The 19,084-nt window shown below is 67.9% G+C and carries 17 protein-coding genes; 9 read left to right on the forward strand and 8 right to left on the reverse strand.

The window, feature by feature from the left end; genetic code table 11:
- The first annotated feature begins 17 nt into the window (after positions 1-17).
- Both gcvPA and gcvPB read left to right on the forward strand, forming a co-directional pair.
- Complete coding sequence (gene gcvPA, locus ACG3SL_RS02770) at positions 18-1,376, forward strand: aminomethyl-transferring glycine dehydrogenase subunit GcvPA (protein ID WP_448663614.1); 1,359 nt, start codon at positions 18-20, stop codon at positions 1,374-1,376.
- Positions 1,373-2,944 carry an aminomethyl-transferring glycine dehydrogenase subunit GcvPB gene (gene gcvPB / locus ACG3SL_RS02775; RefSeq protein ID WP_448663615.1) on the forward strand — a complete coding sequence of 524 codons (1,572 nt, stop codon included), beginning with the start codon at positions 1,373-1,375 and terminating at the stop codon, positions 2,942-2,944. Before gcvPA ends, gcvPB begins: the two co-directional genes overlap by 4 nt.
- Before the next feature lie 42 nt (positions 2,945-2,986).
- Here gcvPB and ACG3SL_RS02780 read toward each other — a convergent pair whose 3' ends face one another.
- A complete protein-coding gene (locus tag ACG3SL_RS02780; protein ID WP_448663616.1) occupies positions 2,987-3,457 on the reverse strand; it encodes a methyltransferase in 471 nt (156 codons plus the stop codon).
- Between the two features lie 84 nt (positions 3,458-3,541).
- Between ACG3SL_RS02780 and ACG3SL_RS02785 the strand changes: the two genes are divergently transcribed.
- Positions 3,542-4,069: a CcdC protein domain-containing protein gene (locus ACG3SL_RS02785; RefSeq protein WP_448663618.1), complete on the forward strand. Its 528-nt coding sequence runs from the start codon at positions 3,542-3,544 to the stop codon at positions 4,067-4,069.
- Entirely contained in the window at positions 4,066-4,659 is a 594-nt protein-coding gene (locus ACG3SL_RS02790) for a DUF938 domain-containing protein (protein WP_448663619.1), read from the forward strand. The genes ACG3SL_RS02785 and ACG3SL_RS02790 overlap by 4 nt, the downstream gene beginning before the upstream one ends.
- Here the strand turns inward: ACG3SL_RS02790 and ACG3SL_RS02795 are convergent.
- Positions 4,634-5,548, reverse strand: a complete 915-nt coding sequence (locus ACG3SL_RS02795; RefSeq protein WP_448663620.1) for a DMT family transporter — start codon at positions 5,546-5,548, stop codon at positions 4,634-4,636. The two genes, ACG3SL_RS02790 and ACG3SL_RS02795, sit on opposite strands and share 26 nt — an antisense overlap.
- Before the next feature lie 561 nt (positions 5,549-6,109).
- Here ACG3SL_RS02795 and proS point away from each other — a divergent pair.
- Together proS and ACG3SL_RS02805 are read left to right on the forward strand one after the other, a co-directional pair.
- Positions 6,110-7,642 carry a proline--tRNA ligase gene (gene proS, locus ACG3SL_RS02800; RefSeq protein WP_448663621.1) on the forward strand — a complete coding sequence of 511 codons (1,533 nt, stop codon included), beginning with the start codon at positions 6,110-6,112 and terminating at the stop codon, positions 7,640-7,642.
- 2 nt (positions 7,643-7,644) lie between these two features.
- Positions 7,645-8,250, forward strand: a complete 606-nt coding sequence (locus tag ACG3SL_RS02805; RefSeq protein ID WP_448663622.1) for a TIGR02466 family protein — start codon at positions 7,645-7,647, stop codon at positions 8,248-8,250.
- Here the strand turns inward: ACG3SL_RS02805 and glpD are convergent.
- Positions 8,234-9,691 carry a glycerol-3-phosphate dehydrogenase gene (gene glpD / locus ACG3SL_RS02810; RefSeq protein ID WP_448663623.1) on the reverse strand — a complete coding sequence of 486 codons (1,458 nt, stop codon included), beginning with the start codon at positions 9,689-9,691 and terminating at the stop codon, positions 8,234-8,236. The genes ACG3SL_RS02805 and glpD overlap by 17 nt on opposite strands.
- A gap of 43 nt (positions 9,692-9,734) precedes the next feature.
- A complete protein-coding gene (locus ACG3SL_RS02815) occupies positions 9,735-10,442 on the reverse strand; it encodes a carbonic anhydrase (RefSeq protein WP_448663624.1) in 708 nt (235 codons plus the stop codon).
- 139 nt (positions 10,443-10,581) lie between these two features.
- Between ACG3SL_RS02815 and ACG3SL_RS02820 the strand changes: the two genes are divergently transcribed.
- Complete coding sequence (locus tag ACG3SL_RS02820) at positions 10,582-12,849, forward strand: ribonuclease R family protein (protein ID WP_448663625.1); 2,268 nt, start codon at positions 10,582-10,584, stop codon at positions 12,847-12,849.
- Positions 12,850-12,870: 21 nt separating this feature from the next.
- Here ACG3SL_RS02820 and ACG3SL_RS02825 read toward each other — a convergent pair whose 3' ends face one another.
- From ACG3SL_RS02825 to ACG3SL_RS02835, 3 genes are all read right to left on the reverse strand, one after another.
- A complete protein-coding gene (locus ACG3SL_RS02825) occupies positions 12,871-13,179 on the reverse strand; it encodes a hypothetical protein (protein ID WP_448663626.1) in 309 nt (102 codons plus the stop codon).
- A 50-nt stretch (positions 13,180-13,229) separates the two neighbouring features.
- Positions 13,230-14,396, reverse strand: coding sequence for a saccharopine dehydrogenase family protein (locus tag ACG3SL_RS02830; RefSeq protein ID WP_448663627.1), 1,167 nt, complete (start codon positions 14,394-14,396; stop codon positions 13,230-13,232).
- A 122-nt stretch (positions 14,397-14,518) separates the two neighbouring features.
- Positions 14,519-15,367, reverse strand: a complete 849-nt coding sequence (locus ACG3SL_RS02835) for an SDR family oxidoreductase (protein WP_448663628.1) — start codon at positions 15,365-15,367, stop codon at positions 14,519-14,521.
- Positions 15,368-15,443: 76 nt separating this feature from the next.
- On the opposite strand from ACG3SL_RS02835, the gene ACG3SL_RS02840 reads away from it, so the two are divergent.
- Both ACG3SL_RS02840 and ACG3SL_RS02845 read left to right on the forward strand, forming a co-directional pair.
- Entirely contained in the window at positions 15,444-15,848 is a 405-nt protein-coding gene (locus tag ACG3SL_RS02840) for a winged helix-turn-helix transcriptional regulator (protein ID WP_448663629.1), read from the forward strand.
- 115 nt (positions 15,849-15,963) lie between these two features.
- Positions 15,964-17,100 carry a lipase family protein gene (locus ACG3SL_RS02845; RefSeq protein WP_448663630.1) on the forward strand — a complete coding sequence of 379 codons (1,137 nt, stop codon included), beginning with the start codon at positions 15,964-15,966 and terminating at the stop codon, positions 17,098-17,100.
- A 49-nt stretch (positions 17,101-17,149) separates the two neighbouring features.
- Here ACG3SL_RS02845 and ACG3SL_RS02850 read toward each other — a convergent pair whose 3' ends face one another.
- The gene (locus ACG3SL_RS02850) at positions 17,150-18,931 is read right to left on the reverse strand and encodes an ABC transporter transmembrane domain-containing protein (RefSeq protein ID WP_448663631.1); all 1,782 of its coding nucleotides are present in this window, start codon (positions 18,929-18,931) and stop codon (positions 17,150-17,152) included.
- Between the last annotated feature and the right edge of the window lie 153 nt (positions 18,932-19,084).

A 19,084-nucleotide genomic window follows, 5' to 3' on the forward strand; every position in this document is an offset into this window, starting at 1 on the left:
GGGGAGAAGGAAAAACGATGCGCTACTTGCCCCTTACCCCTGCCGATCGCGCCGAAATGCTGCGCGTCGTCGGCGCCCAGTCGATCGACGACCTGTTCGTCGATGTTCCCCAGGCCGCGCGGCTGGCCGGCCCGGTCGCCGGGCTGCCCGGCCATGCGAGCGAGATGGCGGTCGAGCGCCACATGGCCGCGCTGGCGCGCAAGAACCTGACGGCGGGCGATGCGCCGTTCTTCCTGGGGGCAGGGGCATACAAGCATCATGTGCCCGCCAGCGTCGATCACCTGATCCAGCGCGGCGAGTTCCTGACGGCCTATACGCCGTACCAGCCCGAAATCGCCCAAGGCACGCTGCAGATGATGTTCGAGTTCCAGAGCCAGGTCGCGCGCCTGCTGGGCTGCGACGTCGCCAACGCCTCGATGTACGATGGCTCGACCGCGTGCTGGGAAGCGATCACGATGGCGCGGCGCGTGACCAAGCGCGGCAAGGCGATCCTCTCGGGCGGGCTGCACCCGCACTATGTATCGGTGGCGAAGACCATGGCGAAGTTCACCGGCGACCAGCTGGTCACCAGCCTGCCGACGCTGAGCCCCGAGCCCGATACGCTGGACCTCATCAATCAGATTGACAGCGATACGTCGTGCGTCGTCGTCCAGTATCCCGACATTCTCGGCCGGATCGAGGACATGTCGGCGCTGGCCGATGCCTGCCATGCGAAGAAGGCGCTGCTGGTCGCCGTAGTGACCGAGCCGGTGGCGCTGGGCGTGCTCAAGTCGCCGGGCGAAATGGGCGCGGACATCGTCGTGGGCGAAGGCCAGTCGATCGGCGTCGGGCTCCAGTTCGGCGGCCCCTATGTCGGTCTGTTCGCCTGTTCGGAAAAGCTGGTGCGCCAGATGCCGGGCCGGCTGTGCGGCGAGACCGTGGATGCCGAGGGCAAGCGCGGCTTTGTGCTGACGCTCTCCACCCGCGAACAGCATATCCGCCGCGAAAAGGCGACGTCGAACATCTGCACCAGCTCGGTGCTGTGTGCGCTCGCCTGGTCGATCCACATGACGCTGCTGGGCGAAAAGGGCCTGCGCCAGCTGGCCGAGCTGAACCATGTCGGCGCGAGCGCCGCCGCCGACCGGCTGGCCGAAGTGGACGGGGTGGAACTGGTCACCGACCGGTTCTTCAACGAATTCACGCTCAAGCTGTCCAAGGAAGCACGGCCCGTGGTGCGCCAGCTTGCCGACAAGGGCATATTGGCCGGCGTGTCGCTGGGCCGCCTGTATCCCGGCGCGACCGATCTGCAGAACGGGCTGGTCGTGGCCGTTACCGAGACGACGTCCGAGGAGGATGTCGAAACCCTTGCATCCGCACTACAGGAGGCGCTGGCATGAGCACCATCAACCAGAGCGGGTGGCGCCCGACCACGCCGGTGGCCGGCGAGAGCGGCGGCGAGACGTTCACGGGCAATCGCGCGCTGATGCTCGAAGAGCCGCTGATCTTCGAAATCGGCTCGACCGACGTGACCGGCGTCGACTTTGCCGAGGCGCCTTCGGGCAAGTCGCGGCTGGCCGGGCTGGATCGCACCGCGCCGATCGGCCTGCCGGGCCTGTCCGAGCCGGAGACGGTGCGCCACTATACGCGCCTCAGCCGCCAGAACTATGCGATCGACCTGGGGCTGTTCCCGCTGGGCAGCTGCACGATGAAGCACAATCCGCGCCTGAACGAGCGGATGGCGCGGCTCTCGGGCTTTGCCGATCTGCACCCGATGACCCCGGTCGATTCGTGCCAGGGCGCGTTCGAGCTGATCCATGAGCTGGCCCATTGGCTGGTGACGCTGACGGGCATGGACTCGGTGGCGATGAGCCCCAAGGCGGGCGCGCATGGCGAGCTGTGCGGCGTGCTGGCGATCCGCGCGGCGCTGGACGCGCGCGGCGAGACCGCGCGGCGCATCATGCTGGTGCCCGAAAGCGCCCACGGCACCAATCCGGCGACGGCGGCATTCGCCGGCTTTGCGGTGGAGGACATTCCCGCCACGGCGGAAGGGCGCGTCGACCTGGCGGCGCTCAAGGCGCGGCTGGGGCCTGACATCGCGGGCGTGATGATCACCAACCCCAACACGTGCGGCCTGTTCGAGCCGGACCTGAAGGAAATCAGCGACGCGGTGCACGCCGCCGGCGGGTTCGTCTATTGCGACGGCGCGAACTTCAACGCGATCGTCGGGCGCGTGCGTCCGGGCGACCTGGGCGTCGATGCGATGCACATCAACCTGCACAAGACCTTCTCCACGCCGCATGGCGGCGGCGGGCCGGGTTCGGGGCCGGTGGTGTTCTCTGAAGCGCTCACGCCCTATGCGCCGCTGCCCTTCGTCGAGAAGCAGGGCGAGCGTTTCGTGCTGGTCGAGGAAGAGACCGCGGGCGAGCATCATGCGGGCAGCTTCGGCCGCATGGTCGCGTTCCATGGCCAGATGGGCATGTTCACCCGCGCGCTGGCCTATATCCTCAGCCACGGCGCCGACGGCCTGCGCCAGGTCGCCGAGGATGCGGTGCTCAATGCCAATTACGTGCTGCGCTCGATGGAGGATGTGCTCGACGCGCCCTTCGCCAAGACCGGGCCGTGCATGCATGAGGCGATTTTCAGCGACAAGGGGCTGCCCGAGGGCTTCTCCACGATCGACATCGCCAAGGGGCTGATCGACGAGGGCTATCACCCGATGACGGTGTATTTCCCGCTGGTCGTCCACGGCGCGATGCTGGTCGAGCCGACCGAGACCGAGAGCAAGGCCGCGCTGGACCAGTTCATCGGCGCGTTCCGTTCGGTGGCCGCCCGCGCCAAGAATGGCGAGCCGGCGCTGAAGTCCGCTCCGCACTTCGCCCCGCGTCGCCGGCTGGACGAGACGCTGGCCGCGCGCAAGCCGGTGCTGGCGTACAAGGACCCGGTCACCGCCGCAGCCGCCGAGTGACACTGCGCGGGGCGCCGGCTTCCACCGGCGCCCCGCTGCGGTTCAGATCCAGCGGCGCACGCTGCTGCGATACAGTGCGTAGCGCTCGCCAAAGCGGTGTTCGAGTTCGCGCTCCTCGTCCTCGACGACTTCGCGCTGCAGGACGATCATCAGCGGCACGAGCACCAGCAGCACCACGGCGGAATCGAGCAGCACCGCGATCCCGGCATAGGCGATCGCCAGCCCCAGCAGCATCGGATTGCGCGTGCGGGCATAAATGCCTTCGGTCAGCAGCGGTGGCGTGCCGCGCCATGGATCGACGCCCGCCTCGCGAAACATCGCCACCGCCGAAAACAGGATGGCGCCGCCCAGCAATATGCCGAGCGTGCCCAGCGCCCCTTCCGCAGACCGCGTGATCGGCAGGTCGGGCTCGCCCAATATCCGGTGCAGCACCAGTCCGCCGATCAGCGTGCCGACGAACACGGCAATCGGATGCGTACGGCGGCGTGCGTCGCCGCGAGTGTCTATGGCCATTTTTCTTGCTCCCCGAAACGCCAGCATGGCGCGGATCGCCCATGGCCGCAATGCCGCTTGTGTTTGCCGCAGCCTTGGCGAAACATGGCGGCCATGCACCCCGCCGCGCACGCGCCGTCCTGGCCCAGCTTCGTCTTTCCGATCCTCGTGGTCGTCGTGGTCCTTGCCCTGCGCATGCGGCGCATGGCGCGTGAGCGGCCGTTGAAGATCGAATATCTGTGGGTGGTGCCCGCGCTGTACCTGGTGGTTGCGGGCGCGATGTTCGTGCGCTTCCCGCCCTCGCCGATCGGGGCCGCCGTGTCGCTGGTCGCGCTCGCCGTCGGCGCGGCATTGGGGTGGCAGCGGGGCAAGCTGATGCGCATCACCGTCGATCCCCAGACGCACGCGATCTCGCAGCGGGGTTCGGTTGCGGCGATGCTGTTCATCGTCGTGCTGATCCTGGTGCGCATGGGCGCGCGCGAGGCGGCGACGCTGGGCGGGGCCAGCCTGCACATCGACGTGATGCTGGTGACCGATGTGCTGGTCGCGCTCGCGCTGGGGCTGTTGTCAGCGCAGCGGCTGGAAATGTACCTGCGCGCCCGGCGGCTGCTGGAGCAGGCGCGCGCGGCATGAGCGCGAAGCGCCACGCGCCGGCCACGGCCCGCAACCGCGAACCGATCGCCGACGTGCTGGCGCAGGTGCTGCCCGCCTCCGGCACGGTGCTGGAAATCGCCAGCGGCAGCGGCGAGCATTGCGCCCATTTCGCCGGGCAGTTCCCGCACCTCGAATGGCAGCCGAGCGATCCCGACCCGGATGCGCTCGCCTCGATCGCGGCATGGTGCGCCGGGCTGGCGAACGTCCGCGCGCCGATGGCGCTCGACGCGGCGATGCCCGACTGGCCAGCGGCGCGTGCCGATGCGGTACTATGTATCAACATGGTGCATATCAGCCCCTGGACCGCGACTTTGGGGCTGATGGCCGGGGCGGGGCGGCTGCTGGCGCCGGGCGCGCCGCTGATCCTGTACGGCCCCTATCGCCGGCAGGGTGTGGAGACCGCGCCGTCGAACGAGGCGTTCGAGCTGTGGCTGAAGGAACGTGACCCGGCGTTCGGCCTGCGCCATCTGGAGGAGGTGGCGGCGGCTGCGGCGGCGCAAGGGCTGGTGCTGGAGCGCGTGGCGGAAATGCCCGCCAACAACCTTATGCCGGTGTTTCGGCGGGGCTGAGCGGGCTGTGCGCGTGGTGCAGCCGGTGCTCGCGATAGACGATGTACAGCCCGCTCGCGATAATCACCGGCGCGCCGATCCAGGTATAGGGCGTGGGTAGCGCGCCGAAGAGCAGCCAGCCGTACAGCGTGCCCCACACCAGCCCCGAATAGTCCATCGGCACCACGGCGGAGACGGGGGCGAAGCGCAGCGACCCGGTCAGCGCCAACTGGCCCAGCCCGCCGACCATCCCGATCGCGACCAGCACGGCCCAGGTCGCGGGGTCATGCGGCTTGAGCTGGAACGCATAGACCAGCGCCAGCGGCGGCACCGACAGGACCGAGAACCAGAAGACGGTCGTCGTCGCACTTTCGGTGCGGCCGATCTGGCGCAGCAGCACGGCGATGATCGCAACGAACAGCGCCGCCATCAGCCCGACCAGCGCGCCGTAGAAGGGGAAGTGCCCGCTGCCCGGCTGGGCGACGATCAGCACGCCGACGAATCCGGCAAGCACCGCGCCCCAGCGATGCCAGCCGGTCTTTTCCTTGAGCACCAGCGCGCCGAGCAAGGTGGCGAAGATCGGCACGGTGAATTGCAGCGTCGTCGCCTCCGCCAGCGGCAGCAGCAACACCGCGCCAAAGGTGAAGACCATGCCGACCAGCCCCGTCGCCGCGCGCGTCACATGGGCGCCGAATCGCGCGGTCCGCACCGTCGCCAGCCCCGGCCCCGCCGCGATCCACGCGGTGACGAGCAGCGCGGCCCAGAACTGCCGGTGAAACATCGTCTCGCCCAGCGTCGCGCCGCGCGTCTCGGCATATTTGACCAGCGCCGACATGGTGGAGAGGCACGCGATCGCGAACAGCCGGAGGCCAAGGCCCTTCAGAACCCGATCGGTGGCAACACGTGTCATTCGCCACGGGGTTAAGGACCTGTTCGCGCGGGCACAATAGCGGGGAAAGCCCAATCGCCAGCAATCCCTGCCCCCTCCCGTCGTCATCCCGGCGAAAGCCGGGATCTCGTGCGGCGGCGCTGCACCGTCACCGCCCAGCCCCCGGGAGACCCCGGCCTGCGCCGGGGTGACGAGCTGGGGGCAGGGGGCGCCCCCCTCCCGTCGTCATCCCGGCGAAAGCCGGGATCTCGTGCGGCGGCGCTGCACCGTCCCCGCCCAGCCTCCGGGAGACCCCGGCCTGCGCCGGGGTGACGGAGTGTGGGGCAGGGTGACGGGCTATGGGGCGGGGTGACGGAGTCTGGGGCGGGTATGACGAGGCGTGGGGTACGGTGACAACGTGTCATACGAGGCGGAGCGAGGACGTGGGGGACCGGCCGCCCCCCCCTCCCATCGTCATCCCGGCGAAAGCCGGGATCTCATGCGGCGGCGCTGCACGGTCGCCTCCCGCCCCCACCTTTGCGACAGCCCCGTGCGCAAGGGGGGACTTTGCGCGGAGCCTCGCAGCCGCTATCCGCCGCTTCCATGATCAAGCACGCGCTCAACGTCACCCGCGAAGCCGATTTCGCGCAATGGTATCAGACCGTCATTTCGGAGGCCGATCTGGCCGAGGAAAGCGGCGTTCGCGGATGCATGGTCATCCGCCCCTGGGGCTATGGCATCTGGGAACGGATCCAGCGCCTGCTCGACGATCGCATCAAGGCGACGGGGCACGAGAACTGCTATTTCCCGCTGTTCATCCCGCTTTCCTATTTCGAGAAGGAAGCGGACCATGTCGAAGGCTTCGCCAAGGAAATGGCGGTCGTCACGCACCATCGGCTGAAATCGATCGACGGCAAGCTGGTGGTCGATCCCGATGCGAAGCTGGAAGAGCCGCTGGTCGTGCGCCCGACGTCGGAAACGGTGATCGGCGCGGCGATGTCGCGCTGGGTGCAGAGCTGGCGCGACCTGCCCGTGCTCATCAACCAATGGGCGAACGTCGTCCGCTGGGAAATGCGCACGCGCATGTTCCTGCGCACCAGCGAGTTCCTGTGGCAGGAAGGGCATACCGCGCACGCCACCGTCGAGGAGGCGCGCGAGGAAACGATGAAGATGCTCGAAGTCTATCGCGACTTTGCCGAGACCTGCCTGGCGATGCCGGTCGTCGCGGGCGAGAAGCCGGAGAATGAGCGCTTCCCCGGCGCGGTCTCGACCTATTCGATCGAGGCGATGATGCAGGATGGCAAGGCGCTCCAGGCGGGCACCAGCCATTTCCTGGGCACCACGTTCAGCCAGGCACAGGACATCAAGTTCCAGAACTCGGCGGGTCAGCAGGAGCTGGCGCAGACGACCAGCTGGGGCGTGTCCACGCGCATGATCGGCGGCGTCATCATGGTGCATGGCGACGACGACGGCCTGCGCGTGCCGCCGGTGGTGGCGCCGTGGCAGATCGTGATCGTGCCGATGCTGCGCGACCAGCCCGAGGACGCAGACATCATCGCGTATTGCAAGACGCTGCAACAGGAACTGGCGGCGCTCGGCGCGTTCCGCGAGCCGGTGCGCGCGCTGCTCGACCTGCGCCCTGCCAAGGCGGCGACCAAGCGCTGGGGCTGGGTCAAGAAGGGCGCGCCGATCGTCGTGGAAGTCGGCGGGCGCGACATGGCGGGCGGCAATGTGTCGGTCATCCGCCGCGACCGGCTGTACCGCGAGGATGGCAAGCTCGACAGCGCCGTCGTCGCGCGCGACGCGTTCGTCGGCGAGGCAACGCAGATGCTGGAGAGCATCCAGCAGACGCTGCACCGCCAGGCGCGCGAGCGCATGGACGCCAATATCCGCCGCGACGTCACCGATTTCGCCGGGCTGGTCGAAGTGTTCGACGAGGGCAATCGCTATCCCGGCTGGGTCGAAGTCAACTGGGCGCGCCCGACCGGCGCGGCGCTGGACGCCGTGGTCGAGCGGCTCAAGGGGCTGAAGCTCACCTTCCGCAACGTGCCGGGCAACGCCGCGCCGGCAGAGGGCGCGTGCATGTTCACCGGTGAGCCTGCGGTCGAGCGCATCCTGGTCGCGCGGGCATATTGAGCATGGCCGTGCGCAGCCTGTTCCCGACGCTGTTGTACCAGCAATCGCTGGGCGACGCCGCGCTGATCGCCGATCTGGAGGCGTCGTGCCTCCAGCTGGCGGAGGATGATCGCGCGGGGCGGGGATGGGCGCGGGCGCATGGATATCCGGGCTATACGTCCTATGCCTCGCTCAACGACCTGCCGATCCGCGACCCGGCCTTTGCCGACCTGAAGCGGTTGCTGGACAAGCATGTCGCGGCCTTTGCCGATGCGTGCGCGTTCGATCTGGGCGGGCGCCGCCTCAAGCTGGACAGCCTGTGGGTCAATGTCCTGAACGGCGGCGGCGGGCATAGCGGCCATCTGCACCCGCACAGCGTCGTATCCGGCACGGTCTATGTCGCGTTGCCGCAGGGGTCGCGCGGGCTGCGGCTGGAGGATCCCCGGCTGTCGCGGATGATGGCGGCGCCGCCGCGCCGCACCGACGCCGACGATGCGCTCCAGAACTTCGTCGAGATCGTGCCCGAGCCGGGGCAGGTTCTGTTGTGGGAAAGCTGGCTGCGGCACGAAGTCCCGACCGGCACCGGCAAGGCCAAGCGGATCAGTGTCAGCTTCAACTATCGCTGGTAGCCAGTAGCGCGGCGACGCGCGCGGCGGTCTCCGGGCCGGTATGGAGACCGATCTTGCTGCGGCGGAGCAGCACGTCCTCGGCCGTGCGTGCCCATTCGCGTTCGCGCATCCAGCGGACTTCGATCTCGGTCAGCCCGCCGCCCAGATCGGCGCCCATCGCCGCTTCGTCGTGCACGTCGCGGAGCATTTCGCCCAGGCAGCTGCCATAGGCATGCGCCATCCGCCGGGCGCGCGCTTCGCCCAGGAACGGCCAGCGCGCGCGCGTCTGCTCCAGGAACTGCGCGAAATCGGCGATGGCGCCGCCGGGGAAAATGCGGGCGCGGGTACGCGGTTCGGGGGCGATGCCCAGCGCCGGGCCGATCCGCTCGACGGCCTCTTCGGCCAATGCCCGCGCCGTCGTGATCTTGCCGCCAAAGACCGAGAGCAGCGGCGGCCCTTCGCGGTCCAGTTCCAGCACATAATCGCGCGTCACCGCCTGTGCCTGCGCCGCGCCATCGTCGTGCAGCGGGCGGACGCCGGACCAGGTGGCGACGACGTCATGGGGTGACACCTGCCGCGTGAAATAGCGGTTCACCGCGTCGCACAGATACTGCGCCTCCTCGGCCGAGCAGACCGCATCCTCGGGCCGCTCGACGGGGATGTCGGTGGTGCCGATCTCGGTGAAATCCGCCTCATAGGGGATGGCGAACACGATGCGCCGGTCTGGCTGCTGGAGGATATAGGCATGGTCGCCGTCGAACAGCCGGGGGACGACGATATGGCTCCCCTTGACCAGTCGCACTTGCGACTCACTCGCAACGCGCGCGCTATTGAGAATCGTTCGCACCCAGGGGCCGGCGGCGTTGACCAGCCCGCGCGCGCGGACCGTGCGACCATCCGACAGGGTGGCTTCCCAGCCTTCGCCGTCCCGCCGCGCGGAAACCAGCGCCGTGCGCGTCGCAATCTCCGCCCCCTGCGCCGCCGCATCCCGCGCGTTCGCCAGCGTCAGGCGGGCATCGTCCACCCACGCGTCCGAATAGACGAAACCGCGATGCGCGCCCGCCAGCGGCGCGACATAGCCGCTATCGTCGGCGTGCAGGCTGCGCGATCGGGGCAGCGACGATTTCCCCGCCAGCAGATCGTACAGATACAGCCCCGCGCGCACCATCCACCATGGCCGCACCGAATGCGCATCGGGCAACACGAAGGTCATCGGCCGGATCAGGTGCGGCGCGGCGGCGAGCAATCGCTCGCGCTCGTGCAGCGCCTCGCGCACCAGCCGGAACTCGTACGTCTCCAGATAGCGCAGCCCGCCATGGATCAGCTTGGTCGACGCCGATGACGTATGGCTGGCCAGATCGTCCTTCTCGACCAGCAGCAGCGTCAGCCCGTTCAGCGCGGCTTCGCGGGCAATCGCGCAGCCATTGATCCCGCCGCCGACGATGAGGAGGTCATATGCCACCCGCGCAGTGTAGGCGTTTCCGCCCGCGACGCCAGCCGCGCGCTCACCCTTCGTCGATGAAATCCACCACGCCGGTTTCGAGGTCATAGACGCCACCGACGACGCGCAGCGCGCCCTTGCGCTGAAACGGCGCGAGCAGTGGCTGTCGGGGGCTGCGCAGCGCGTGCACCACTTCGTGCACATTCTCGTGGACGGCACGGTCGACCAGGTCGCCGCTGCCTTTGCGCGCATATTCTACGGCCGGCACGATCGGCGCGACCATCTCGGCAAGGCTGCCGGGCAGGGCGACATGCTTCTCGAACACTTCGGTCGCGGCCTTCACGGCGCCGCACTTGGTGTGCCCCAGCACCAGCACCAGCGGCACGCCCAGATGCTCGACCGAATATTCGATGCTGCCCATCGCTTGTGGGTTGGCGACGGTGCTGCCCGCGTTGCGGACGACGAAGAGCTGGCCGAGCCCGGTCTCGAAAATCTGCTCCGGCCCGACGCGGCTGTCCGAGCAGCAGACGATCGTGGCGAACGGATGCTGGCCCAGCGCGAGCGTGCGGCGGCGCTTCGCGTCGATCGGATAGGCGGCGGGGCGCCCCTTTGCGAAGGCGAGATTGCCTGCCTTCAGCCATGCCAGCGCCTCGGCGGGGCTGGGGCCGCCGGCATGTGTGTCTTCCTCGGCTTGGGCGCTGCGAGGCGTGGTGAGCATCGCGACTCCCGAGCCGAGCATGGAGCCCAGGAGCAGACGGCGGGAAAAGGACATTGCGGCAATCCTGTGGGTTGTCTTCTTCTATGATAGGTCGATCGCTGGCGACCATCGGCGGCACAGGAATGCTACGGAGGTGGCCGCGCCGCATTACGGCGCGTGACCTTTTGCCCGGGCGCTCCTATCTTGGCGGCACATGGCAAAACCAAAACAGAAAACGGGCCTGCCGACGCGGCAGCAGATCCTCGATTTCATTTCGAGCGCCGACATGGCTGTCGGCAAGCGCGAGATCGCCAAGGCGTTCGGCCTGCACGCGCAGGACAAGATCGCGCTCAAAGCGCTGCTCCGCGACATGACCGACGAGGGGCTGATCGACGGCGCCCCCGGCCGCGCGTTCCACAAGATGGGCGGGCTGCCCAAGGTGACGGTGCTGCGCGTCACCGATGCCGATGGCGATACCGTGTGGGCAGTGCCCGAGCGCTGGGAGGCCGAAGGGTTGCCGGTGCCGCGGGTGCGCGTGCGCGAACGCGGCAAGCGCGGCGCGCTGGGCCCCGGCGACCGCATCCTCGCGCGCACCGAGGAACTGGGCAATGGCTGGATCGCGCACCCGCTGAAGCAACTCGCCAAGGGCGAGGAAGAAATGCTGGGCGTCGTCAAGGAAGAGGGCGGACGGCTCTACCTTCAGGGCGTGGAGAAGAAGGAACGCCACAGCTACCCGATCTCCGAGCGCAACGGCGCCGAGCCGGGCGACCTGGTGTTGGCGAAAAAGGCCGGGCGCGCGCCGCGCATCTTCGCGCATGTCACCGAGAAGCTCGGCGATCCGTTTGCCCCGCGCAGCTTCTCGCTGATCGCGATCCATCGCCACGGCATCCCGAATGTGTTCTCGCAGGAACTGCTCGACGAGGCCGAACGGCTGTCGAAACAGCCGCTGGGCGAGCGTGAGGATCTGCGCCACATCCCCATTGTCGCGATCGATCCCGCCGATGCGCGCGACCATGACGACGCCGTCTGGGCGGCGCGCGACGACGATCCGAAGAACGAAGGCGGCTGGAAGGCCGTGGTCGCGATCGCCGATGTCAGCTTCTATGTCCGCCCCGGATCGGAGCTGGACCGCGAGGCGAAGAAGCGCGGCAATTCGGTGTATTTCCCCGACCGGGTCGTGCCGATGCTGCCGGAGATCCTCTCCGCCGAAGTCTGTTCGCTGAAGCAGGGCGAGGACCGCGCGGCGCTGGTCTGCCACCTTCAGGTCGGCAGAAACGGTGAACTCAAGAGCTGGCGCTTCACCCGCGCAGTGGTCAGCATAGCCGCGAACATCGCCTATGAGGACGCGCAGGCCGCGATCGACGCGCGCGGCGGCGCCGACCCGAAGCCGCCGGTCAAGGGACTGGTGCCCCCCGCCATCGTCGAAAGCACGCTGGTGCCGTTGTGGGAATGCTGGGGTGCGCTTTTCAAGGCACGGCAGAAGCGCGAGCCGCTCGACCTCGACCTGCCCGAACGGCGGATCGTGCTCGACGAAAAGGGCCGCATCCTCTCGGTCGCGCCGCGCGAGCGGCTGGACGCGCACAAGCTGATCGAGGATTACATGATCGCCGCCAACGTCGCGGCGGCCAAGGCGCTGGAGTCCAAGAAGATGCCGGTCATGTACCGCATACACGAGCCGCCCGCGCGCGAGAAGCTGGTGGCGCTCAAGGACTATCTGAAGACCTTCGACCTCGAATTCGCGCTGGGGCAGGTAATCCGCCCAGCGGTGTTCAACAACATCCTCGGCAAGGTCGGCGAGGCTGATTTCCGCGAGGAGATCATGCAACAGGTGCTGCGCAGCCAGACCCAGGCCTATTACGGCCCCGAAAATGCCGGCCATTTCGGGCTGTCGCTGGGCAGCTATGCCCATTTCACCTCGCCTATTCGCCGCTACGCCGATCTGGTCGTCCACCGCGCGCTGGTCGCCGCGTACAATCTCGGCCCCGGCGGGCTGACGGCGGAAGAGGCCGGGAGCATGGACCGGATCGGCCAGACGATCAGCCAGCTGGAACGCCGCGCGATGGAGGCGGAGCGCGAGACGATCGATCGCTATGTCGCCGCCTATCTGGCGAACCATGTCGGCGAAGTGATGGAGGCGCGGATCACCGGGGTGCAGAGCTTCGGCTTCTTCGCCACGATCGAGGGGATCGGCGGCGACGGGCTGGTCCCCGCACGCGATCTGGGCGCCGAATATTTCCGCTACGACGAATCCAGCCAGCGGCTGGTGGGTGAGCAGAGCGGCGAGTTCTTCGCGCTGGGGCAGCGGCTGCAATTGCGGCTGGCCGATGCCAACCCGATCACCGGCGCGCTGCGCTTCGAGCTACCCGATGGCAAGGGGAGCGCCAGCACCAGCGATGCGCGGCGGAGCGGGCCGGGGGCCAAGCGCGTCATCAAGCATCGCGGGCGTCCGGCGAATATCCGGCATCAGGGGCGGAAGCGCTGACCGTCCGAGCCGGGTTCGCGGTCAGGCGTTGATCGCGAACAGGCTGCCGGTGTCGCTTACGCCCATGCGCGGGCCGGCCGCGCAGTAGCTGACCATCTGGGCGCGCTGGGCCTCCGCAACCCTGCGTGCGGTCTCGACCTTTGCGGGATCGCTTTCGTTGCGCACGGTTTCGCGCACCGTCTGGCGCTCCCGGCTCTCGGCGGCGCGCTCCGAGGTGCGCTGGTCGCGGACCGCATCGCGACGCGCGCGCGCGCCGTCCTCGGGCGGGATGGAAGGTACGCCCTCGATGCTGGCCGGCGGCGTATAGGCGGCGCGTTCGATGCTACTCATGCGTGCACGCTAGACGATCAGCATCAAGGGCGGTTTAAGGGGGGCCTCCGTTATTCTACGGTAAAGCGGAGCCCGGCATGGTCCTCCAGCCGCTTCCTGAGCGGTTCGGCCATCAGCGCGGCGGGCGTCCAGATGCCGCCCGCGCCGGCCACGTCGCGCACCAGGCATAGCGCGGTTTCCGCGATCATCTTGCTGGTCGACCCATAGCCGGGGTCGCGATCGCCGTGGACCTGGGCGGTCAGCCGCTCGCCGCCCGGCATTTCCGCGATGAAGGCGAGATCGTAATAGCCGGTCTCGCGCTCCTCCTTGCTCGGGCCTTCGCCGGGGGCGGGGCCCTTGTCGCCGCTCATCGGGTTCATCTTGGCGATGGCCTCCGCCGCCGCCTTGCCCAGATCGCCCAGGCCCGGCGCGACCAGCATCTCGTCATACTGGAAATCGGCGCCATAGGGCTGGCCGGCGAGGAAATTGGTGCGGTGGACGTTCTTGGTGTTGATGACCGCCATCATGAACGGCGCGACCCACGCGGAGACCGCCTCGTCATAATGCGGCAGCATCCCGTTCGGCTGGTGCGGCCCGGCGAAGCCCGGGGCGAGCGCGAAGGGATCGACCATCAGCTTCAGGATCGACGGGTCCTTCGCCGCCGCTGCCATCGACGCCTTGGCGCTGGCGAAGGTGCCGCCGGAGAACGTGCCCTTCATTGCGCGCACGCGCCCCTTCACACGCGGGGCGGGCTTGCCGAAGCGGGCGATGGCGGCCTGTTGCGCCACCCATACGCCCAGGTCGAACGGGATCGAATCGAACCCGCAGGAAAAGACGATGCGCGCGCCGCTGGCCTTGGCTGCCGCGTCATATTTGGCGATCATCTGCGCCATCCAGGCGGGCTCGCCGCACAGGTCGCAATAGGCGGTGCCCGTCTCGACGCAGGCGGCGAGCAGCGGCTCGCCATAGAGCTGATACGGGCCGACCGTGGTGATTACGACGGTGGCACGCGCCGCCATCGCCCGCAGCGCGGCCGGATCGTCGGCATTGGCAGTGAGCAACGGCGTATCGGGCGCGGCGCCGATTTCGTCGCGCACCGCTTCCAGCTTGGTCAGCGAACGCCCCGCCATTGCCCATTTCAGGCTGCCATCGGCATAATGCCGGGCCAGATATTCGGCCACCAGCCGGCCGGTAAAGCCGGTTGCGCCATAGACGATCACATCGAAGTCGGCCATCATCGCTCTCCTGTTTGCCATGTCCATACCCGAAATTCCAAAGCGGTGGGAATAGGGGATGGGCAGGGCCGGGGCGAGATACCCGAAGTTCCGGGCGGGCTGCGGAAGCCCGCCCGGAGTCGCGCTCAGCTCAGGCTTCGGGCGACGACTTCCGACAGCGGCGTCGTCGGGCGTCCGATCAGCGTGGACAGCGTCCGGCTGTCATCGAACAGCCCGCCCTGCGCCGCACCCGTATCCGCCCCGGCAATGAACTGGGCCAGCCCCTCGGGCAGCCCGGCGCCGACCAGCGCGGCGGCATAGTCGCTCTCGCTCAGGTTGCGATAGGGAATGGCCTTGCCGCTCTGGCGCGAGATTTCGGCGGCGAGGTCGGCCAGCGTGATCGCGTCGTCGCCCGCCAGTTCCAGCGTCTGCCCGGCCAGGTCGTCGCGGCGCAACGCGGCGGTAGCGGCTTCGGCATAGTCTTCCCGCGCCGCGAGCGACAGCTTGCCGTCGCCTGCGCTGCCGATGAACGCGCCGTGCGCGACCGCGGCAGCGATCGAGCCGGCATAATTCTCGGCATACCAGCCATTGCGCAGGATCGTGAAGGCGATGCCCGATTCCTTCAGCGCCGCTTCGGTGGCGACATGCTCGCTGGCTACGGCGGTGAGCGGCGTCGTGTCGGCATGGAGCAGGCTGGTATAGACGATGCGGCCCACGCCGGCGGCCTTCGCAGCGGCGATGACGGCGCGATGCTGTTCGATGCGCTGGCCGATCTCGCTGGACGAGATGAGCAGCAGCGTATCGACGCCCGCCAGCGCCGGGGCCAGCGTGGCGGCGTCGGCATAATCGAACGCGCGGACCGGCACGCCCAGCGACGCGGCCTTTTCGGGCGAGCGGGCCAGCGCGATGATCGCGTCGGCGGGCAGATGGGCCTTGAGCTTCTCGATCACGATCTGGCCGAGCTGGCCGGTGGCTCCGGTAATGGCGATGGTCATGGGGTGCGTCCTTGTTGTTGCCGCCTCTAGCTATGCGCCTTGCTTACCAATCGTAAGTACGTACATAAGGGTAAGTATGAAAAATCCCGCCAACCTGCCCGCTGACGCCGTGCCTTCGCTGTCCGATCAGTTGCGAAGGGGCGCGTTGCTCGCCGCCGACTGCCCGTCGCGCGATGTGCTGCGGCATATGACCAGCCAATGGGGGGTGCTGGTGCTGATCGTGCTCGAAGAGGGGACCCACCGGTTCAGCGCGCTGCGCCGCCGGATCGGCGGGGTGAGCGAGCGGATGCTGGCACAGACGCTGCAATGGCTGGAGCAGGACGGGCTGGTCGATCGCCGCGCGCTGGCGGTGGTTCCTCCGCATGTCGAATACAGCCTGACCCCGCTGGGGCGCGAAGCAGCGGAGAAGGTGCGTGTGCTGGCGGACTGGATCGAGACCAGCATGCCCCGGATCGCGGCCCACCGGGAGAAACGAGGTTAACGCGGAATTTGGTGCGTATAAGTAACGATCTGCACCCATCACAGCATTATGCCGGCGATATAGAACCGAATCGGGTCGCGAAGTTTCCAGGTGTTGTCATGCTCAGGAGATTCCGATGTCGACATATGATCTATATCAGCAGGTTTTCTGTGTCTCTCTAAAGGTTTGCGGGTCTGCGGAAGGCAAGGGCACGCCTGCCTATCTGGCCGGGCTATCCGCCAACAAGCTCAAGCAACTCTTCGCGCAACTTGCCGTGACCGATGAATGGGAGATCGCCTGGGGACCGGCGGTCTGGCAGCACAAGTCCGGCGGTGCGGCGGACCAGACCATGGCGGTCTGCCACAACAAGACGAAGAACCTGTACCAGATCGCGATTGCAGCGACCAACCCGAAATCGATCTTCGACATCAAGGAAGACCTGGCGGTACGTCCGAAAAACATGAAGCCACTGCCCGGCGATCCCAATGCGAAGATCAGCAACGGCGATTTCATTGCATTGGGCAATCTGACGACGATGACGCCGACCACGGGATTCCCGGCATCGGGCCAGACGCTTGCCCAGTTCCTCAAGATGCTGCCCCCGGCGAATGCGCAACTGGTGGTGTCCGGGCACAGCCTGGGCGGCGGGCTCGCGCCGCTGCTCGCCTATTCGCTGCTGAAACAGGGTTTGCTGGGGACTGGGTGGAGCCAGATGAACGTCTATCCCACTGCCGCCCCGACGGTTTCGGACCAGGCCTTCGCCACGGCGTTCGCCGCCGCGTTCAAACCGACCGCCGCCGGCACTGCCGATTATCGGCAATGGAATGCGGTGCTGTACAACGGCAACGACATCGTTCCCCACGCCTGGTCGACCACGCAGTCGCCCGAACTGCAGGACGTGACGGCATCGGGAAAGAAGGGCGCGGCGATGTTCTGGGCGGATGCGCCCATGGCGCTGGAGGTCCATGCATTGCGCGTCCGGGCCATCGGGATGGTCGGGTCGGAGAGTCCGTACATCACGATTGCGAGCAGCAAGCTCTTCACCGGCGAGCAACAGAAGAAGATATGGGATCAGGTCGGCCTGGACAGGACCGCGCTGTATCAGCACATCGCGGCCTATATCGATTTCTTCGGGGTCAACGCGCTTGTTTCCCCTGCGGAGGCCGAGGCGATGATCCAGCCGGGGTTGTTGCAGTTGCTGTCCGATGGGGCGGGCGAGGGCACAATTGCGCAGGAGGCAACTGCCGCCGCCGAGGGCGATCGCGTCGAATAGCGCAGTCGTTCGGCATGGTCGGGGGCGGGCAACGCTTGCCCGCTTCCGGTCAGGCCTCGTGGAATTGCAGCGAAGCGAGCCTCGCGTACAGACCGCCCTGCGCCACCAGCGTCGCGTGGGTGCCGCTTTCAACGATCCGGCCCTCGTCCATCACGATGATTCGCCCCGCCGCGCGGACGGTGGCGAGCCGGTGGGCGATGACGAGCGTGGTGCGGTTCTCCATCAGCCGGTCGAGCGCATCCTGCACCAGCCGCTCGCTTTCGGCGTCGAGCGCGGACGTGGCTTCATCCAGCAGCAGGATCGGCGCATCGCGCAGCAGCGCGCGGGCAATGGCGATCCGCTGGCGCTGCCCGCCCGACAGGCGCGCGCCGCCTTCGCCCAGGAAGGTGTCGAGGCCCTGGGGCAGGTCGCGCAGGAAATCCTCGGCATTGGCCGCGCGGGCGGCGTCCCACAGCTGGTCATCGCTCGCGTCCCACGCGCCGTAGCGCAGATTGTCGCGCGCGGAGGCGGCGAAGATCACCGTCTCCTGCGGCACGATTGCCATGCGCGCGCGAATGTCCGCCGGATCGGCGTCGCGGACATCGACGCCGTCGATGCGGACGATGCCGCTGTCGGGGTCGTAGAAGCGCTGCACCAGCTGGAACAGCGTCGATTTGCCCGCCCCCGACGGGCCGACCACCGCGACCGACTCGCCGGGGCGAATGTCGAGCGAGAAGTCGTGGAGCGCCGCGACTTCGGGGCGCGAGGGGTAGCGGAAGGTGACATGCTGGAACGCGATGGCTCCCTGCGGCGGCATCGGCAGCGCGGTCGGGTGCGCGGGCGGGGCGATGTCGGGTTGCTGCGCGAGCAGTTCGGCCAGCCGGCTGGCGGCGCCCGATGCGCGCAACAGGTCGCCATAGACTTCGGTGAGCGCGCCGAACGATCCCGTGACCAGCCCGGCGGTGATGACGAACGCGGTGATCGATCCGCCCGAGATCCGCCCTTCGGCGACGCCGGAGACGGCATCCCACATGATGAGCGTGATCGCAGTGAAGAGCAGCCCGATGACCAGCGCAGTCATCACCGCGCGCAGGGCAAAGCGCTTTTGCGCGGCGGCGAAGCTGCGTGTGACGGCTTCCTCGAAGCGAGTCGATTCGCGCTTTTCCTGGCCGAATGCCTGGACGATCCGCATCGCCCCCAGCGTCTCGGATGCGATCGCGCCGATATCGGCGATCCGGTCCTGGCTGGACCGCGAGAGCGTGCGGATGCGGCCGCCCAGCCATACGATCGGGATGACCACCAGCGGCAGGCCGACGATCAGATAGGCGGCGATCCTGGGCGCCAGCGCGAACAGATAGATCACGCCGCCCACGCCGGTCAGCAGGTTGCGCAGCGCGATCGACACGGTCGATCCCACCACCTGCTCGACGATCGCCGTGTCCGATGTCAGCCGCGAGGCGATTTCGGACGGGCGGTTTTCCTCGAACCATTTGGGCGGCAGCCGCAACAGGTTGCGGTGCACCGCAATGCGCAGGTCCGCCACGGTCTTTTCGGCGACCCACGACACGAAGAAGAAGCGCACCGCCGTCGCGATCGACAGCACTGCGACGACCAGCAACAGCCCTTCGAAATACACGCCGATCCGGCTGGTATCCGCACCGGCGGCAAAGCCGTTGTCGACGATCTGCTTGAACGTGCGCGGAATCCACAGCGTCGCGGCGGAGGACGTGAACAGCGCCAGCGTCCCGATCGCGAGCTGCAGCGGATAGCGCCGCGTAAAGCTCCAGATCAGGCTGAGGTTGCTGAGCTTGCGCTTTGCGGGCGCGGGGGCAGGCGGGGTCGTTTCGGCCATGCGCGCGGACCTAGCGCGAATGACCGCATAGGGGAACCACCCGTTCGTACAAGCGCTGAGCCCCGAGTGGCGTTGCGCCGCAACACCGCTCGGCTATATAGAGACTCGGGTCAATTTGTCAGAAAAACCGCCGCCGTTTGCTTACGGGTGACG

This window comes from Sphingomonas degradans, assembly GCF_053502645.1.